Origin of the sequence: Hahella sp. HNIBRBA332, from assembly GCF_030719035.1 — a bacterium.
Taxonomy (GTDB): domain Bacteria; phylum Pseudomonadota; class Gammaproteobacteria; order Pseudomonadales; family Oleiphilaceae; genus Hahella.
The window spans coordinates 3,862,501-3,881,240 of the sequence record NZ_CP132203.1 but is presented as its reverse complement, the minus strand read 5'-3'; the positions used below and the strand labels follow the sequence as shown (position 1 = coordinate 3,881,240).

Here is an 18,740-nt window from a genome sequence, read left to right as displayed (position 1 = left end):
TGGTTGCCTGATTTTTGCTCTGAGTAAAAACTGAACTTTTTGTCGTGTTTTTAGGTGGCCGTGAACTGCTTCTGATACTGGCTGGGGCTGCGTCCATACTGGCGCTGGAAACGGCGGCTGAAATGACTCAGGTTGCGATATCCCAGGTCGAAACAGACGCGGGTGACGGACTCTCCCTGGCGCAGGCGCTCGCCGGCGCGTTGCAATCTTAATTGCTGCTGAAACTCAGCGGGAGTACAGCCGAAGTGGCTTTTGAATTCAGTGAAAAAACGGCTGCGGCTCATGCAGGCGATTTTGCAGAGCTGATCGATATCCAAGGGCTGCGTGATATGTTTCTGGATATGGCTGAGTGTGGCGGCCAATCCGTTAATGTCGGGCTGACGTTCGCAGGCGCCCAATAAGAATGCGCGGGTTTGCTGGCGCAACATTCTCACTACTAACTCGCTGACGCCCAAGTCGATCAAGATATCCCGGTCTGGTCCGTTTTCGCTGAAAGTGGCGATCATTCTTTCAAGCAATGCCTGGGTGGCCTGAGAGTGAGGGGTATGGATCAGCGTCTCTGGGCGGTAGCGCCACTCTTCAAAGTCTTTATGCAGCGGCGCCACTTTATTCATATGCGAACAGATGCTGTCCACCCGCGTGCGCGAGATCTCTACAGTAAGGCAGGAAGTCGGGCGGTCCAGCTCCGCGTCGGGAAAATCTATGCTGATGGTTTCGCCAGGAGCCATTACGAACGATTCCTGCGGCAGAAACTCCGCCGTATAGTCATCGCGACCGTGCAGAATTTTGCGACCGCTGATCATACCGCAATAAAGCAGCTCGTCCGCCGACAGACCGACGCTTTGCGCGGGTAGGTAGGTGTCGTAGACGCTCAACTCCGAGTTGGGGCCGGCGAACGATACCCTGTTTTCTATCAGCTCGCGTGGTTCGCGGGCTGCAATGGCTATTGCTCTTGTCACCTCTGTCACCCGTCAAGATTTTTATTTTTGGAGTAACCAGCAGACTGCATTACCTGTGGACTCACAGGCAACAGATATGTACTAACAGATAAGCAGAGCCGCTGTCCAGAGGTTTAAAGTGGTCCTATGGCGGTAGTACCGCCGCGCCAGACAGGCGCAGTCCATATCGACAAGCAGTCACGACTATCAATATCCAAAACTACGAGTATCCACAACTACAAGTAGCTATAACAAAAACAGAGAGGACAACGGCATGATTTATGAGCAGCCCGGTCACGACAAAGCCTTGGTTAACTTCAACGCCCGCTACCAGAACTTTATTGGCGGCGAGTGGGTAGCGCCAGTACAAGGTCGCTACTTCGATAATATCTCTCCCGTTAATGGTAAGAAATTCTGCGAAATTCCCCGTTCCAGTGCGGAGGATATTGAGCTGGCCCTGGATGCGGCGCATAAAGCCAAAGACGCCTGGGGACGGACGTCGGCGACAGAGCGCTCCAACTTACTGCTGAAAATAGCCGATCGCATTGAACAAAATCTAGAGACCCTGGCGGTAGCGGAAACCTGGGATAACGGTAAGCCGGTGCGGGAAACCCTGGCGGCGGATATTCCCCTTTCTGTGGATCACTTTCGCTACTTCGCCGGTTGTATTCGCGCCCAGGAGGGCGGACTGGCGGAAATTGACGCTAATACCTTGTCATACCACATTCATGAGCCTCTGGGCGTGGTCGGGCAGATTATTCCCTGGAATTTTCCGATTCTAATGGCGGCTTGGAAATTAGCCCCGGCGCTAGCGGCGGGCAACTGCGTGGTGCTGAAACCCGCGGAGCAGACACCCGCTTCAATTTTGGTATTGATGGAGCTGATCTGCGACCTGTTGCCGCCGGGTGTGGTGAATATCGTTAATGGCTGGGGAGCGGAAGCGGGTCAGGCCCTGGCCACCAGCAAACGCATCGCCAAAATCGCATTCACCGGCTCAACCCCGGTTGGCTCGCATATCCTGAAGTGCGCGGCGGAAAACATTATTCCTTCCACCGTGGAGCTGGGTGGCAAGTCTCCTAACATCTATTTCGCGGACATCATGCGTCATGAAGAGTCTTTCATCAGCAAATGCGTAGAAGGCATGGTGCTGGCGTTTTTCAATCAGGGAGAAGTCTGCACCTGTCCCTCTCGCGCGCTGATTCATGAGTCAATCTACGACGACTTTATCGGCAGAGTCATTGATCGCACCAAAACCATCAAGCGGGGTAATCCTCTGGATACCGACACCCAAGTCGGGGCGCAGGCCTCTCAGGAGCAGTTCGATAAAATTCTGAGTTACATCGAAATCGGTCGCAAAGAGGGCGCGCAGGTTCTGTTAGGCGGCGGCGTTGAAAAACTGAGCGGCGACCTGCAGAACGGTTTATACATCCAGCCGACTCTGTTGAAAGGCGGTAATGACATGAGGGTGTTTCAGGAGGAGATCTTTGGTCCGGTAGTCGGCGTCACGACTTTTAAAACCGAGGATGAAGCTCTGAGCATCGCCAATGATACCGAATATGGACTGGGCGCCGGCGTGTGGACGCGGGATATCAATCTGGCGTTTAGAATGGGACGGCAAATCAAAGCGGGCAGGGTGTGGACCAATTGCTATCACCACTATCCGGCGCATGCGGCCTTTGGCGGATATAAGAAATCCGGCGTTGGGCGGGAAACTCACAAGGTGGCTTTAGAGCACTACCAGCAAACCAAGAATCTGCTGGTGAGTTATGACATCAACCCGTTAGGCTTTTTCTAACAACAGACAGGGGGGGCTCGCCAGGACGTGTGGACTCCCTGAGCCCCTGACCTGAGGGCTGGACTTTCAGACTGCTTGCGGCCGACAATTTCGATACTGACAGGACAATCGGAGCGGCCGCTTTTTTCATGTTCGTTTTTTCTCGTCGATTATGGGCGGCTACGCTGACGCTGCTTGCAACGTTATCGCTGACCGCCTGCCTTGGCCCCCCTAGCACCAGCGCCGAATTATTTCAGGATTATCGTGATCGTTTGGAGCGTGTGTTAGACACTGAATTTCCCGCCGCTGATCGCGCGCTTCCTGTCGAAGTTTATCCCCGCAGTAAAGTGTTGCTGAGGGATGTCGTCGAGTTGAAGATCAATTTACTGGATTTCCTGGGGCTGACCGGCTGTGAGTTGAATCAGTTGGTGGGCTTTCGCAACAGTTCGCTCGGGAAGATGATGCCCGCCAGTCAGAAGTGGCTTTATGAGCAGCAGTTTCTGAGGTTGGGCGAGGCCTGTCTGACGACGCTTGCGTCGCAAGAGGAAGACGCGGACCTTGCCGGAGAGCTGCGTCGCGCACTGGCGAGTAAGCGCGATGAGATTGGCGATGTGGCCTGGAACGCAACTTGGGCCGGGCCGGAATGGCAAGCGTTGATGTCGCAGAAAGAAGGCGGGTTCGAGTTGGACTTTCAGGCGGGCGACTGGGCGGAACTGAGCCTGGCGTTATCTGCATTGGCCGAGTGGTCGACGCAGCCGGAGTCGGCCAGTTTGGACGCTGATAGTTTAGAAGCGCTTAATCGTCGTTTGCTGACTTATCCAATGGTGGGGCGGCTGCTTTTCTCCGCGGAAGAGGCTTCTGCGCAAATGGGCGCGATCGTTGAAGGGTTGCGTCGCCGACTGGCTGAGCGCCCGCTCTGTGTGAGCGGGGCTCCAACGGAGCGCAGCCGCATCCTGCAAAATGTACTCGTCAATATTTACAGCGTCCGTGTGCAACCCTATTTGGCGCAACTGGAAAAAGCCCGTCGCGACTGGCTGCCGCCCCTGCAGCGCTCCTATGAACAGTTGCAAGGGGAGCTGTCAGTGGCGTTGCAGGGGTTCGCACAGCGCTACCTACAGGAAGGGGAGTCCAGTCTATGGTGGGAATTCCGCCACAACGCCGCGGCGCATGCGGCGATATGGACGGAGATGTTGGCCCAGTGCGGAATGGCGCCCGGCAACCCGGGAGCGATGACCTCAGATGATCGCCAGACTCGATGAAGGCGTCACCCTTAATACCTCTTCTATCGTGGTCATGCCATTGGCCACTTTTTGCGCGCCACTCAAGCGCAGCGTGCGCATGCCTTCCTTCACCGCCACTTTGCGGATACGCTCCAGGTCGCACTGTTCATTGATGGACTCTTTTACACTCTCGCTGAGCAGCATGACTTCATAAACGCCCGCTCGTCCGCGATAGCCAGTGTTGCGACACTCCAGACATCCTACCGGAGCGCAGGCATGATCCGGTTTGGAGGCTTTCCAGGGCTGGATCAGATTCTGCCAGTCCTTATCGTCAATCGTGGTGGGTTCTTTGCAGTTAGGACATAACACTCGCACCAGACGCTGCGCCATGACGCCCAATACCGTGGCTTTCACCAGGTAGCCGGGTACGCCCAGCTCAAGCAGACGCGTGATGGCGCTGGGGGCGTCGTTGGTATGCAGCGTGGAAAGCACCAAGTGGCCGGTCAGCGCCGCCTGGATCGCCATTTCGGCGGTTTCCAGGTCGCGGATCTCGCCCACCATGATGATGTCGGGGTCTTGTCGCAGCAACGCTCTGACGCCGCTGGCGAAAGTAACCCCGATCCCGCTCTGCACTTGCATCTGGTTGAAGGCCGGTTCCACCATCTCAATGGGATCCTCGATCGAACACACATTGACTTCTGAGGTGGCCAGGCTTTTCAGCGTGGAATAGAGCGTGGTGGTTTTGCCTGATCCGGTAGGTCCCGTCACCAATATGATGCCGTTGGGCTGGCTGGTCATGGAGTTCCAGCGACGGCTGTCGTCCTGGCCGAAGCCCAGGTCGGAGAAGGAACGCAGCAATACATCCGGGTCAAATACCCGCATGACCAGCTTTTCACCAAAGGCGGTAGGCAGCGTGGAAAGTCGCAGCTCGATTTCCAAACCGTCCGGGTTCTTGGTCTTGATGCGGCCATCCTGAGGTTTGCGCTTTTCCGCTACGTTTAGACGACCCAGTATTTTCAGCCGGCTCACCACCGCCATGGACACCTGCATAGGCAGCTCATAAACGTTGTGCAGCACCCCGTCGATACGGAATCTCACCTGACCAATTTCGCGGCGCGGCTCAATGTGAATATCGCTGGCGCGCTGGTCGAAGGCGTATTGCAACAACCAATCCACGATATTAACGATGTGTTGGTCATTGGCGTCCGGGTTGGCGACGTTGCCCAGTTCCAGCAGCTGCTCGAAATTGCCGATAGCGGCGGAGGTTTCCCCGCGCCCGCCTACCGCTTTATCCACCGAGGTGGCGAGTCGATAGAACTCAACCGTGAAACGACGGATGTCCGCAGGGTTGGCCACTACCCGTTTGATGTCCTTACGGACCACATGGCGCAGGTTGTCTTCCCAGCCGGTGACAAAGGGCTCGGCGCTGGCGATCACCACGTGATCCTTGTGTATTTCCACGCCCAGGATGCGATGACGCTGGGCATAGGCGAAGGACATCAGGGAGGCCACGCCCCGGGCGTCTATTTTCAAGGGGTCGATATGGAAATAAGGTTGCCCCGCTTCCTTCGCCAGCCAGGAGGATAATTCTTCCAGGTCAAAGGCTTTACCGGAATTGTGATCAATCAGGCCGGAATTGACGACCTGCTCGATAGGGTGCAGGGCCAGTTCGCTTTTACTGCGGGGAGAACTCAGGAACTTTTCTCCTTCTTCCTGAGTGATCCGTTTCAGACGCACCAGACGCTTGATAATATCGACGGTGGTCAGCCATTGGGGTTGTGCGGAGGCGGCGATACTCATTGACTTATTTTACTGTTGTCTAATTCGAAAAAGTGATTTGCCCGCCCCAAGCCGCCGACATCGCTGTCAATGCGGCCTGGACGCCTGATTCAGGCGGCGCGGCGCGCTTGTGCGTTCCATTTAATAAAGCACAGTATTGTACTGAACAGGATAACGCTCATTACGGCGAGAGCGCCACTGATCATTAAATTCTGTCCCGCTGCGTAATCGCCGACGGCCCTTATAAAGTATAGGCAGAGCACAAAGCATAACCAGATCAGGCCGCGTACGTGGCCCAGATATACGGCCGGGAAAAACGCCAGCAGCGGCAGACATTTCACGCTGATAATCAGCAGCCATGCGGTTTCGGTATTTTGGGAAATGCTCTGCCAGGTGCTGAACAGCACTAAAAGGGTCAGGATCAGATAGCTCGCTGTTACCGAGGAGCGGGCGATTTTAACTTTTTGCGATAGGGACAACGTTAATCTCCAGTTTTCGCGATAGGGCTCAAGCCCTGGTGATAGCCAATCGATGCGCCAGTTCCGCCACCCGGCGGCCCAAAGCCCGACACAATTGCAACTCCGTCTCATCCGGACGACGGGCGCCATCGGAACCGGACCAGTGGCCTGCGCCATAGGGTGAGCCGCCCCCACGTGTTTCGCTGAGGCCTGATTCGGTATAAGGCAGGCCAACCAACAGCATGCCGTGGTGCAGCAGGGGCGTCAGCATGGTCTGCAGAGTGGTCTCCTGACCGCCATGAAGGCTGCTGGTGGAGGTGAAAGCGGCGGCGGGTTTGTCGATAAGGGCGCCCGCCTGCCACAGAGAACCAGTTTGGTCGAGAAAGTATTTCAAAGGGGCCGCCATGTTGCCGAAGCGGGTGGGCGACCCGATTACCAGGCCGCTACAGCCTTCCAGGTCTTCCAAGGTGCAGTAAACATCGCCTTCTTCGGGGATGGCCGGGGCTGTCGCTTCGCAAATGGCTGATACGGGAGGAACGGTGCGTACGCGGACCTCCATGCCTGATACTTGCGCCGCGCCGCGGGCGACATGCTGCGCCAGTGTGCGGGTGGCGCCGTTACGGCTGTAATAGAGCACCAGCAGATAAGGAGAGTCGGTCGCTGATTTCATAGTTTCCTTCCTTTATATAGATGGAGAAATTACAGCAGCTCGTTGACGTTTTCCGGCGGGCGGCCCAGCACTGCGCGGTCGCCTTTGATGACAACCGGGCGTTCGATCAATTTGGGATGAGCGACCATCGCATCGATCAAGGCGTCTTCGCTCAGGTCGGCGTTGGCCAAATTGAGGGTTTTGTATTCATCTTCGCCTTTACGCAACAGGTCTCTGGCGGAAATGCCGAGCTTGGCCAGGGCTGCTTTCAGCTCTTCAGCATTGGGAGGCGTTTCCAGGTACTTCACTATGGTAGGGGCCGCGCCGCTGTCTTCGATAATTTGCAGTGTCTGCCGGGATTTGGAGCAGCGTGGGTTGTGCCAGATAGTGAGGGTGCTTTTACTCATCGTCTGTTTCCTGTTATTGCAGTAAAGGGGGCAAGTTTAAGCATCTGCGGATCGCATTTCTAACACTTTCAATGACGGAAAGGCCAGACTCCCATTTCGCCCGCTTTTTTCGTGTAGAATGCCGGTCAGCGTATTACCTGGAGAAACATTTTGATCGCTCGTCAAACTGCCCACGGCCTGTTTCAAGTCATTGCAAGTGGTGTGTCGATTATCCGTTGGTCCGCATTCAAAGCACTGATTGCAGGGACCCTGTTCGCTTTGCTGGCGGGCTGTTCGGAAGATAAAGGCGATGCGCCGCTGGAGAAGGTGGTGAAGCTGGCGAATGGCGGAGAAATTAACCTGGATCACTTAGGCGGGCAGTGGATCATCCTGAATTTCTGGGCGGAGTGGTGCGGGCCCTGCAAGGTTGAAATTCCTGAGTTGAATGAGCTAAATAGGCATCCCGGCGTCATTGTCCTGGGGGTGGACTATGATGGCCACAAAGGGGAAGCGCTGACCAAAACCATCGACAAAATGGGCATTAACTTCCCTGTATTGCAAGGCGATCCGACCCGTCATTGGAAAGTGGAAATTCCTAAGGTGTTGCCGACCACGCTGTTGATTCATGACGGCAAGGTGCAGCGCGAGATGATCGGCGCGCAGACGAAAAGTGCGATTTTGTCGGTTATTCCGCAATAATCGCCGCCAATTGGCGTCTATATTTAAGAATTTGTGATTTTATTGAGAATTGTTGGCTGGCGCGGATCTGAGAGCCGTGTTGCACGAAGAAACTGGAGATAAAGGCCCGATGGGCGATTTTATTCATTTACGCATTCATACAGAATTTTCTCTGGTTGACGGACTGGTAAAGGTCAAACCTTTGGTCAAAAAACTGGCCGATATGGGGATGCCTGCGGTGGCGGTGACCGATCAGTCCAACATGTGCTGTCTGGTCAAATACTACAAAGCGGCGGCGGGCGCAGGCGTGAAACCGGTGGTCGGCGCCGATGTCTGGGTGGAAAACCTGGATGATCCTCTGGCCCCGTTTCGACTCACTTTATACGCCCGCAATGAGACCGGCTACCGCAACCTGACGGAGCTCATATCCCGCGGCTTTACTGAGGGGCAGTCCCACGGTAAAGCCATTTTGAGAAAAGACTGGATCGCCGCTCAGGCGGAAGGCATGTTGGCGATGTCCGGCGCCAAATATGGCGATGTCGGTCAGGCGTTGCTGGCGGGTAAGCTGGAGCTGGCGCGCGAGCGGCTGGCCTTTTGGATGGAAATGTTCCCGGATGCGTATTATCTGGAGCTGCAACGCACGGGGCGGATCAATGATGAAGAGTGCGTGCACGCCTCTGTCGAATTGGCGATGGAAACCGGCTGTCCGGTTGTCGCCACCAACGATGTGCATTTCCTTGAGCGTGACGACTTTGAAGCCCATGAGGCAAGGGTGTGTATCCATGAAAGTCGCACTTTGGACGACCCACGTCGGGAGCGCCGCTTCAGCGAAGAGCAGTACCTGAAGTCGGCTGACGAAATGCGCGAGCTGTTTTCGGATATTCCCGAAGCGATTGAGAATACCGTGGAGATCGCCAAGCGCTGCAACGTCAGTCTGCGTCTGGGTAAATACTTCCTGCCTAACTACCCCATTCCAGAAGGAATGACCATTGATGAATTTTTCATCAAAGTCTCAGAAGAGGGGCTGGAGGAGCGGCTGGCCACGCTGTTTAAGCGTGATGACCCAGAATACGACAATAAACGGCGAAGCTATTATGACCGGCTTAAGTTTGAGCTGGACATCATCACCCAGATGGGGTTCCCCGGCTACTTCCTCATCGTTATGGACTTCATTAAATGGGCCAAGAACAACGGCGTGCCGGTGGGCCCGGGACGGGGCTCCGGCGCCGGCTCTCTGGTGGCCTATGCGTTAAAAATCACAGACCTGGATCCTCTCGCCTACGACTTGCTGTTCGAGCGATTCCTAAACCCGGAACGGGTATCGATGCCGGACTTTGACGTCGACTTCTGTATGGAAGGCCGCGACCGCGTTATCGCCTACGTGGCCGAAGCCTATGGGCGTAATGCAGTGTCCCAGATCATCACCTTCGGAACCATGGCGGCGAAGGCGGTAGTGCGGGACGTAGCGCGGGTGCAGGGGCGGCCGTATTCCATGGGTGATCGCCTGTCCAAGCTGATCCCCTTTGAAGTGGGCATGACTCTGGCCAAAGCGTATGAACAAGAAGAGCCGCTGCGAGAATATCTGACCACGGATGAAGAAGCGGCGGAAATCTGGGAGATGGCGCGCAAGCTGGAGGGGGTTACCCGTAACGTCGGTAAGCACGCCGGTGGTGTGGTGATCGCGCCCACCAAATTGACGGACTTTGCGCCCTTGTACTGTGATGAAACCGGCTCGGGGCTGGTGACGCAGTTCGATAAGGACGACGTAGAACAGGCGGGGCTGGTCAAGTTCGACTTCCTGGGGCTGCGTACGTTGACCATCGTCGACTGGGCGGTGGACATCATTAACCGTCAGCAGGCGGAAAAAGGCGAACCACCGCTGGATATCAACTTTATCCCATTGGATGACGCGCCAACTTTCAATCTGCTCAAGCATGGTGAAACCACTGCGGTGTTCCAGCTTGAATCCCGCGGAATGAAAGAACTTATCCGACGTCTGATGCCGGACTGCTTTGAAGATATCATCGCTCTTGTGGCCCTGTTCCGTCCGGGGCCGCTGCAATCGGGCATGGTTGACGACTTTATCAACCGTAAGCATGGGCGCGCCGAGTTGGCCTACCCGCATCCGGATTATCAGCTGGAGTCTTTGAAACCCGTCCTGCAGCCCACCTACGGCATCATCCTGTATCAGGAACAGGTAATGCAGATCGCCCAGGTAATGGCGGGTTACACCCTTGGCGGCGCGGACTTGCTGCGTCGAGCCATGGGTAAAAAGAAACCTGAGGAAATGGCCAAGCAAAAGGCGATCTTCGTTGAAGGAAGCATCAACCAGGGTATTGATCAGGATCTGGCGGAAAAGATCTTTGACCTGGTGGAGAAGTTTGCGGGTTACGGTTTCAACAAGTCGCACTCCGCTGCTTACGCCTTGGTGTCTTACCAGACTGCCTGGCTGAAGTGCCACTATCCTGCGCCGTTCATGGCGGCGGTGCTTACCGCGGATATGCAGAACACCGATAAAGTGGTGACGCTGGTGGAAGAGTGTCGGCGGATGAAGCTGGACTTGGTGTTGCCGGACGTCAACAACAGCAGTTATACCTTCACCGTCGACGATAAGAATCGCATTGTCTACGGTCTGGGCGCCGTAAAAGGGCTGGGTGAAGGCCCTGTGCAAAGTATTTTAGACGCCCGCGAAGAAGGCGGTCCCTTTCGCGATCTGTTCGATTTCTGTCAGCGGGTGGATTTGCGCCGGGTCAACAAGCGCGCTCTGGAAGCGCTGGTCCGCTCCGGCGCCATGGATAAACTGGGGCCGAACCGCGCCCGTATGATGGCGTCTATCAATGAGGCCGTGCGTCGGGCGGATCAACACTCCCGTAATGAAGACGCCGGTATGCTGGACTTGTTCGGTGAGGTGGTGCCGGAAACCGATCCGAACCCCTACAGCGCGACGGAAGGCATGCAGGAGTGGAGCGATAAGGAACGCCTGAAATTAGAGAAGGAGACTCTGGGCCTTTATCTGACGGGTCACCCGTTTGATGAATACGAGCAGGAAGTGCGCCGCTTCGTGCGTACGCCCATTTCGGAATTGCGTCCCGGCAAGAGTCCGCAAAATGTCGCGGGCCTGGTAGTGGCGGTGCGCACGATGAAGAGTAAACGTGGCGGATACATAGGTTTTGCTACGTTAGATGATCGTAGCGGCCGTATTGAAGTGACTTTTTTCTCCGACGCCTACGAGCAAGCCAAAGAAATGCTGCACAACGATCGCATTCTGGTCGTGGAGGGCGTCGTTGGCGAAGACGACTACTCTGGTGGGCTTTCTGTCCGGGCGAAAATGACTTCGGACATCGGTCAAGCACGATTGAAGTTCGCCAAAGAGCTTATTCTCTTTGTACACGAAAAAGACTTTAATAACGGCTTTATTGACGAACTGGGCGGCGTTTTGGGAGAACATCGCGCCGAGGGCTGCCCGGTTTTGATCAATTATGAAACGGAAACCGCCCGCACCAGACTGCGTCTGGCCGAAGATTGGCGGGTTAATCCAAGCGATGAATTGATTCAGGGGCTGCGATATTTGTTGGGCAAGGAGCGGGTGCAACTGCGCTACAGTTGATCCCTCGCTTGTATCCGGCAAAGCATGGAGTGACATGCGCGCCAGCTCAAGCTCAAGAGACATAGCCGAGCAAGAAAAACTATGAGTAAGCATGAAAAGCAGATGAACCCTTACTATCTCGACTTCGAACAGCCGATCGCCGAGCTGGAGGAAAAGATAGAGGAGTTGCGTCTGGTTGGTAACGACAGTGAATTGAACATCACTGACGAGATCAACCGTCTGAAATCCAAGAGCGTGTCGCTCACGGAAAATATTTTTGCGGATCTGTCCTCTTGGGATATTTCCCGCCTGTCCCGTCATCCCAAGCGTCCTTATACGCTGGACTATGTGCGGATGATTTTTGAAGATTTCGACGAATTGCACGGCGATCGTAAGTACGCTGACGATCTGGCTATCGTTGGCGGCATCGCCAGGCTGGATGACGAGCCTGTTATGATTATCGGGCATCAGAAAGGTCGCGAAATCAAAGAGAAAGTAAAGCGTAACTTCGGCATGCCGCGTCCTGAGGGGTACCGCAAGGCGCTACGCCTGATGGAAATGGCCGAACGCTTCAAAATGCCGATACTTACCTTTATCGATACCCCCGGCGCATATCCGGGCATTGGCGCGGAAGAGCGTGGTCAAAGCGAGGCGATTGCATTTAACCTGGCGGTCATGTCCCGCTTGAAGACGCCGATAATCTCAACGGTCATCGGTGAAGGCGGTTCCGGCGGCGCTTTGGCGGTTGGCGTTTGCGATCGCTTGATCATGCTGCAATATTCCACTTATTCCGTTATCTCTCCAGAAGGCTGCGCCTCCATTTTGTGGAAAAACGCTGAGTACGCCGCCAACGCTGCGGAAGCGATGGGCATTACGGCCAAGCGTCTTGCCGAGCTGGGCTTTGCGGATAAGGTATTGGATGAGCCTCTGGGCGGCGCGCATCGTAACCCAGAGCTGATGGCCGGTCATATCAAGGCGGCTCTAAAAGATTCTCTAAGCCAGTTGCTGGAAATGGATACCGAGGAGCTGGTCGCAGAGCGGTATAAGCGCCTGACGTCCTATGAGCGCTTCCTCTAAGACCCCCCGTGACGCCGCTGGTATCGAGCGGCGTCTTCTCTCGGCCCTTCGCGGCCTGCCTGACTTTTCCCGATTGTATATCGCCTATAGCGGTGGCCTGGATTCCAGCGTGTTGTTGCATGCTGCGCGGCGCGTTTGGCCTGCAGGGGCGCACATGGAAGCAATACATGTGCATCATGGACTCAGTCCGAATGCAGACATCTGGATGGAGCATTGTCAGAAGGAATGCCAGAGTCTGGACATAACATGCCTTGCGCATCCCGTGAACGTGGCGGCGAATGGCGATAGTCTTGAGGCGGCTGCCCGTGAGGCCCGTTATCGCGTATTCGAGCGCTACCTGAGTGAGCATGCGGGTGCGGTGTTGCTGCAAGGCCATCATCAAAATGATCAGGCCGAAACTATCCTGTTTCGGCTGCTCAAAGGGCATGGCGTGAAAGGGCTCGCCGGCATTCCCTGTCAGCGCACATTGGGAAAAGGAATGCTGAGACGACCTTTGCTGAACTTTACCCGCTTGGAGCTGGAAGCGCTTGCGCAACGCTGGGGATTGACCTGGGTGGAAGATGAAAGTAACGCCGACGCCTTGTTTGACAGAAATTTTCTTCGTAACGAAATACTTCGGCCAATGAGTGTGCGATGGCGCAACGCTGTGGCGATGATTGCCGAGACTGGCCGGCGTATGTCGGAAGCCTCCAGCCTGTTGGATGAGTTGGCGGAGATAGATTTACAGGGCGAGACAGTAAGTGCGGACGAGCTGGAGCTTGCTGTACTATCAGGCTTGTCGCCTCATCGCAGGAAGAATGCGTTGCGATACTGGTTGCAAGCCGCCGGGTTAGCGCCGTCGGAAAGCGATCTGGTCGAGATTCTTGCGCAGATGCTTCATGCGGAAGGCTCCCACCAACCATGCTATCCATTAGGTGAAAGCGTTTTGCGTCGGCACGATGGGAGGCTATTTATCACGGAGACGATTGTTACGCCTCCATCGGGCTACGAAGTGGTCTGGCCTCTGGCGGAGGTATTGTTGACCCCGGTGGGCAGGCTGGTTGCTGAGCCCGCTAATGCGGGGCTGCGCCAACCTGCAGTCGATGAAACCGTGATTGTTCGGTTTCGCCATGGTGGAGAACGTTTTCGGCCCAAAGGGCGCGGTGGTTCCTGTACTTTAAAAAAATGGCTGCAGGAGCGGGGAATTCCTCCGTGGCGGCGAGACAGTATCCCTTTGATTTATTTCAATAACGAGCTGGTTGCAGTGGGGAGCTATGGCGTGGCCGAGCAATACGCCGCCTCCGACAATGCGTGGCTGCCAACGTTCTATCCATTCACTCGCTCGTAATTCTACTGTGCTTGATGGAAGTCCGCTTTTAGCCAATATTGGCTCCCTTTCGGCGTAGATTCTGGCAGATATGGATTTTCCAGAACGAACAGTTTTCTTCCGCTAAGATTGGCTCTTTCAAGCATGCTTTGATGATGCGAAAAGAAAAGTTGGTCAAAGCCGCCATTTGCAATAGCCTTCTGCAGGCCGATTTCCACGCGCTGGGCGAGCTTGGTGTTTGACTTGTTTACGACGAAGTAAACGGGGAGGGGGTAATACATAAGAATGGAGTCTTCCACTTTGAGTTCGGGAAGAAACGGATAACGCTGCTCGTATTCATCCCAGGCTTCATTTATACCCCGGGGAAAATAGTCGAACCTTTCGGTAATGAGCATCTTAAATAGCGTCTCGTAATCCGAGGAGAGTTCAAGCGGGATGTTGTTCGCCTTGAGTACATGAACGTCGGGCCAGTCGTGACCAAAGCCGGCGGTCAGAGTTTTTAGCTCATTTAGGGTCTTAATGGCGTGAAAGCGGCCTTGATCGGATTGACGAATCAGAAATACGCGATATCCCAGCGCGCCCTTTAGTATGGGGATGCGAATAGGGAGGAAGTTTTCATCCAGTGAGCCGTTCTCTGGTCTCCAAATGATGTCAATGTTGAATCCCTGACGCAGGAATATCTCGTTGCGGGTTTGGGAGGCCCTGATTTTTGCGTCTTCCATCTCATAGGCGCCATGAGAGCTGAGAGTTTCCTCCAAAGCCAGCTTCAGCAGCTGCCTCGGATATTCATACCGAAGGTCCATTTCGGACTCCGGAACAGGATATCTCACCTTGGTTACTTCTAGTGCGCCGACAAGGAGAGATTGTGTCAGCAATAGAAGCGCTCCAACTGTTTTCAATATGAAGCCAGAGATTTGTGACGCCGCAGTAAAGTCCGCCATCGCAGATTGATCGTTTGAATTCGAGCCAGCCATAGTTGAAGTATAGTCATTTGGCCGGAAACAGCCCGAACGCCTATCCATAACGAGATTTTTCGCTGGTCGAGGCGGCTAGAGGCGCTGTTGTCAATCCGGGGAATTCGTCGCATCATTCATTGAGATACCCCCCTGTTTCTGCTATTCTGACGTCCCATCTTTGAGATGAATAATCTCCCTCCTTTCCGATTAACATCTGTTACACCAACGGGTTTTGCATGACGCGCTATATATTCGTCACAGGTGGGGTTGTTTCTTCCTTGGGGAAGGGCATCGCATCCGCATCTTTGGCCGCTATCCTTGAAGCACGCGGACTTAAAGTCACCATCCTGAAACTGGATCCTTACATCAACGTGGACCCGGGCACCATGAGCCCCTTCCAGCATGGAGAAGTCTTCGTCACCGAAGACGGCGCGGAAACGGATCTTGACCTTGGTCACTATGAGCGGTTTATCCGCACCACCATGACCAAGCGCAATAACTTCACCACCGGTCGCGTATATGAAACCGTGCTGCGCAAAGAGCGTCGCGGCGACTATTTGGGCGGCACCGTGCAGGTCATTCCCCACATTACTGACGAAATCAAGCGCCGGATCGTGGAAGGCGCTGGCGATGCGGATGTGGCGCTGGTTGAGATAGGCGGCACAGTGGGAGATATCGAATCGCTGCCGTTCCTTGAGGCCACTCGTCAGCTGAAAGTGGAAGTGGGCTCCAAGCGTGCGCTATTCATGCATTTGACGTTAGTACCTTATATCGCCACCGCCGGTGAGGTGAAGACCAAACCGACCCAGCACTCTGTCAAAGAAATGCGATCAATTGGCTTGCAGCCGGATATCCTGGTATGTCGCTCCGAGCACAGTATTGATCAGTCTTCCCGTCGCAAGATCGCTCTGTTCACCAACGTTGAAGAACGTGCGGTTATTGCCCTTGAAGACGCCAAGTCCATTTATTCCATTCCCATGATGCTGCATGCGCAGGGGCTGGATGAGATTATCGTGGAGCGTTTTGGACTCGAATGCAGCGCGGCGGATCTTAGTGAGTGGCAGAATGTCGTCGACAATGAAGCCAACCCTGAGCATGAAGTCACCATCGCCATGGTCGGTAAGTACATGGAGTTGTTGGACGCCTATAAATCCTTGATTGAGGCGTTGAAGCACGCGGGTATTCGCAATAAGACGAAAGTGAGCATTCGTTATATCGACTCCGAACAGGTTTACCAGCAAGGTGTTGATTTACTTAAAGGTGTTGACGCGATTTTGGTGCCGGGAGGATTTGGCGAGCGTGGCGTGGAAGGCAAAATCCAAACAGTTCGCTATGCCCGCGAGAATAAAATCCCTTATTTGGGCATCTGTCTGGGATTACAGGTTGCGGTTATTGAATATGCTCGCCATGTGGCGGGTATGGAAGATGCGCACAGCACTGAGTTTAATCCAAAGTCTGCTCACCCGGTTGTAGGTTTGATCACTGAATGGCAGGACGCGAGCGGCAAGACCGAGCAACGTAGCGAAGCCTCTGATCTGGGTGGAACTATGCGATTAGGCGCTCAGGAGTGTCAGTTGGTTGAAGGCTCCACCGTGCGTGAATGCTATGGTAAGGCGTTAATTCAGGAGCGCCATCGTCATCGCTATGAGGTGAATGGTAATCTTGTTCCGCGACTGGAAGAGGCTGGTTTGCAGGTGGCGGGCTGGTCTCAAGACGGTTCTTTGGTGGAAGTTGTTGAAGTAAAAGATCACCCTTGGTTCGTCGCCTGTCAGTTCCATCCTGAGTTCAAATCGACACCCCGTGATGGGCATCCATTGTTTGAAGGGTTTGTGCGCGCAGCTTTGGAGAACACTGGAGAAAAGTAGGCGTTTTTATGCATTTTGTTCCATGAACAAAAGTTGAGGGTTATTTGAGGGGCCGCTTTTGCTAAAATAGCGGCCTTTTCATTTTTATGGCCCAATGCAACCCCGGGCGTTAGATGGGGGTGCTCAAAAATAAGGTTGAATACATGTCAACTCGAACTGTGAAAGTGGGCGGTATTGATATCGCAAATGATCGTCCCTTTGTTCTGTTCGGCGGTATGAATGTGCTGGAATCTCGTGATCTGGCTCTTCAAGTCGCGGAATCTTACGTTGAAGTTACTCGGAAGCTGGGAATTCCATACGTCTTTAAAGCCTCTTTCGATAAAGCCAACCGTTCCTCTATCAATTCCTATCGTGGTCCAGGCTTGGATGAAGGTCTCAAAATCTTCGAAGAAATCAAGCGCACATTTAACGTTCCTGTTATCACGGATGTTCACGAGCCGCATCAGGCGCAACCGGTAGCGGAAGTGGCTGATATTATTCAGCTGCCAGCTTTTTTGTCCCGTCAAACAGATCTTGTTGCCGCAATGGCGCGGACTGGGCGCCCCGTCAATATCAAGAAGGCCCAGTTCCTTGCTCCTCAGGAAATGAAGCATATTCTGAGCAAGTGCGAGGAAGCTGGGAACGATCAGTTGATCCTTTGTGAGCGAGGCTCTTCGTTTGGATATAACAACTTAGTGGTCGATATGCTTGGCTTTGGCATTATGAAGCAATTTGGCTACCCGGTATTTTTTGATGTGACGCATTCATTGCAGATGCCTGGCGGACTGGCGAGTTCAGCGGGTGGTCGCAGGGAGCAGGTCGTGCAATTAGCCCGTTCAGGGATGGCTGTCGGCTTGGCGGGGTTGTTCCTGGAGGCGCATCCAGATCCTGATGTGGCGAAGTGTGACGGCCCCTGTGCATTACGCTTGCCCCAGCTTGAGCCGTTTTTGGCGCAAATGAAAGCACTGGACGATATGGTAAAACAATTTCCCAATATTGATACTGCGTGAGGAAGGGGGGGTTGTCGTGACGCTGAATTAAGTGGCCGTAATGGTTGCATATGAGGCGCTACCGGCGACTGCAATAACCACAATAATTATTGATTCCGAAACATTACCAACTGTTACAGGAGAAATTGAGATATGGCGGAAATAGTAGATGTGCGCGCCCGAGAGGTGCTTGACTCTCGCGGTAATCCCACCGTTGAAGCGGATGTGGTGCTGAAGTCTGGCGTTGTTGGTTCCGCATGCGCGCCGTCAGGGGCCTCGACAGGTTCTCGTGAAGCCTTGGAGTTACGTGATAAAGATCCTGCGCGTTACATGGGTAAAGGCGTATTGAAGGCTGTCGATGCAGTTAATACTTCCATTCGTTCCGCTTTGATTGGGAAGGATGCGAGGGAGCAGCGTGAGCTGGATCGCATCATGATCGAGCTCGACGGTACTGAAAATAAAGCTAACTTGGGCGCTAATGCGATTCTGGCCGTCTCTTTGGCTGCGGCGAAAGCGGCTGCGCAAGAAAAAGGCGTGCCTCTCTATGCGCACATTGCTGACGTCAATGGTACATCTGGCCAGTACTCTATGCCTGTGCCAATGATGAATATTCTCAATGGCGGTGAGCATGCAGACAATAATGTCGATATTCAGGAATTCATGGTTCAGCCAGTGGGCGTGGCAAGCTTCCGTGAAGCGTTGCGTGTTGGCGCTGAAATTTTTCACAACCTGAAGAAAGTCTTGCACGACAAAGGTCTGAATACGGCCGTCGGAGATGAGGGTGGTTTCGCCCCCAACTTGCCATCTAATGAAGCGGCGTTGGCTGCGATTGAAGAGGCTGTCACCAAGGCTGGTTACAAGCTTGGTTCTGATGTGACCTTGGCGCTGGATTGTGCGTCCTCTGAGTTTTACAAAGAGGGGCAGTACAACCTTTCTGGTGAAGGGAAAGTCTTCTCGTCCGAAGGGTTTGCTGATTACTTGGGTGATTTGTCTCAACGTTATCCTATTGTCTCCATTGAAGACGGGATGGATGAGAGTGACTGGGATGGCTGGGCGGCTTTGACCAGAAAGCTGGGAGATAAGGTGCAGTTAGTGGGCGA

The 18,740-nt window shown here is 54.2% G+C and carries 15 protein-coding genes (1 of these 15 running past the window's edge); 9 read left to right on the top strand and 6 right to left on the bottom strand.

Features of this window, described 5'->3' with window-relative positions:
* Nucleotides 1-50: 50 nt before the first annotated feature.
* On the bottom strand, nucleotides 51-959 hold the full coding sequence (locus O5O45_RS17165) for a helix-turn-helix domain-containing protein (RefSeq protein WP_305900596.1): 909 nt from the start codon (nucleotides 957-959) through the stop codon (nucleotides 51-53).
* 253 nt (nucleotides 960-1,212) lie between these two features.
* Between O5O45_RS17165 and exaC the strand changes: the two genes are divergently transcribed.
* Together exaC and O5O45_RS17155 are read left to right on the top strand one after the other, a co-directional pair.
* Nucleotides 1,213-2,733 (top strand): acetaldehyde dehydrogenase ExaC, encoded by a 1,521-nt coding sequence (gene exaC / locus O5O45_RS17160; RefSeq protein ID WP_305900595.1) that lies wholly within the window; start codon nucleotides 1,213-1,215, stop codon nucleotides 2,731-2,733.
* Between the two features lie 128 nt (nucleotides 2,734-2,861).
* Nucleotides 2,862-3,971, top strand: a complete 1,110-nt coding sequence (locus tag O5O45_RS17155; protein WP_305900594.1) for a DUF3080 domain-containing protein — start codon at nucleotides 2,862-2,864, stop codon at nucleotides 3,969-3,971.
* Here O5O45_RS17155 and O5O45_RS17150 read toward each other — a convergent pair.
* The 4 genes from O5O45_RS17150 to arsC all read right to left on the bottom strand — a co-directional run bounded on the left by O5O45_RS17150 (nucleotide 3,948) and on the right by arsC (nucleotide 7,225).
* Entirely contained in the window at nucleotides 3,948-5,732 is a 1,785-nt protein-coding gene (locus tag O5O45_RS17150) for a GspE/PulE family protein (RefSeq protein WP_305900593.1), read from the bottom strand. The two genes, O5O45_RS17155 and O5O45_RS17150, sit on opposite strands and share 24 nt — an antisense overlap.
* A gap of 89 nt (nucleotides 5,733-5,821) precedes the next feature.
* A complete protein-coding gene (locus O5O45_RS17145; protein WP_305900592.1) occupies nucleotides 5,822-6,190 on the bottom strand; it encodes a DUF2069 domain-containing protein in 369 nt (122 codons plus the stop codon).
* Between the two features lie 28 nt (nucleotides 6,191-6,218).
* Nucleotides 6,219-6,839, bottom strand: a complete 621-nt coding sequence (gene wrbA / locus O5O45_RS17140) for an NAD(P)H:quinone oxidoreductase (RefSeq protein WP_305900591.1) — start codon at nucleotides 6,837-6,839, stop codon at nucleotides 6,219-6,221.
* Nucleotides 6,840-6,868: 29 nt separating this feature from the next.
* Nucleotides 6,869-7,225: an arsenate reductase (glutaredoxin) gene (gene arsC, locus O5O45_RS17135; protein WP_305900590.1), complete on the bottom strand. Its 357-nt coding sequence runs from the start codon at nucleotides 7,223-7,225 to the stop codon at nucleotides 6,869-6,871.
* A 150-nt stretch (nucleotides 7,226-7,375) separates the two neighbouring features.
* Here arsC and O5O45_RS17130 point away from each other — a divergent pair, with 150 nt between their 5' ends.
* From O5O45_RS17130 to tilS, 4 genes are all read left to right on the top strand, one after another.
* A complete protein-coding gene (locus tag O5O45_RS17130; RefSeq protein WP_305900589.1) occupies nucleotides 7,376-7,903 on the top strand; it encodes a TlpA family protein disulfide reductase in 528 nt (175 codons plus the stop codon).
* Nucleotides 7,904-8,012: 109 nt separating this feature from the next.
* Nucleotides 8,013-11,489 carry a DNA polymerase III subunit alpha gene (gene dnaE, locus O5O45_RS17125; RefSeq protein ID WP_305906220.1) on the top strand — a complete coding sequence of 1,159 codons (3,477 nt, stop codon included), beginning with the start codon at nucleotides 8,013-8,015 and terminating at the stop codon, nucleotides 11,487-11,489.
* Nucleotides 11,490-11,591: 102 nt separating this feature from the next.
* On the top strand, nucleotides 11,592-12,545 hold the full coding sequence (accA, locus tag O5O45_RS17120; protein ID WP_305906219.1) for an acetyl-CoA carboxylase carboxyl transferase subunit alpha: 954 nt from the start codon (nucleotides 11,592-11,594) through the stop codon (nucleotides 12,543-12,545).
* A complete protein-coding gene (gene tilS, locus O5O45_RS17115) occupies nucleotides 12,529-13,872 on the top strand; it encodes a tRNA lysidine(34) synthetase TilS (RefSeq protein ID WP_305900588.1) in 1,344 nt (447 codons plus the stop codon). The genes accA and tilS overlap by 17 nt, the downstream gene beginning before the upstream one ends.
* 2 nt (nucleotides 13,873-13,874) lie before the next feature.
* On the opposite strand, the gene O5O45_RS17110 is transcribed toward tilS, so the two are convergent.
* The gene (locus O5O45_RS17110) at nucleotides 13,875-14,654 is read right to left on the bottom strand and encodes a type 2 periplasmic-binding domain-containing protein (protein ID WP_305900587.1); all 780 of its coding nucleotides are present in this window, start codon (nucleotides 14,652-14,654) and stop codon (nucleotides 13,875-13,877) included.
* Between the two features lie 389 nt (nucleotides 14,655-15,043).
* On the opposite strand from O5O45_RS17110, the gene O5O45_RS17105 reads away from it, so the two are divergent.
* The 3 genes from O5O45_RS17105 to eno all read left to right on the top strand — a co-directional run.
* Nucleotides 15,044-16,672, top strand: a complete 1,629-nt coding sequence (locus O5O45_RS17105) for a CTP synthase (protein ID WP_305900586.1) — start codon at nucleotides 15,044-15,046, stop codon at nucleotides 16,670-16,672.
* A 143-nt stretch (nucleotides 16,673-16,815) separates the two neighbouring features.
* Nucleotides 16,816-17,661 (top strand): 3-deoxy-8-phosphooctulonate synthase, encoded by an 846-nt coding sequence (gene kdsA, locus O5O45_RS17100; protein WP_305906218.1) that lies wholly within the window; start codon nucleotides 16,816-16,818, stop codon nucleotides 17,659-17,661.
* Nucleotides 17,662-17,793: 132 nt separating this feature from the next.
* Nucleotides 17,794-18,740 carry the 5' portion of a phosphopyruvate hydratase gene (eno, locus tag O5O45_RS17095; protein ID WP_305900585.1) on the top strand. Its footprint extends 349 nt past the window's final position, so the window shows 947 of its 1,296 coding nt (coding positions 1-947); it begins with the start codon at nucleotides 17,794-17,796; its stop codon lies off the right edge, out of view.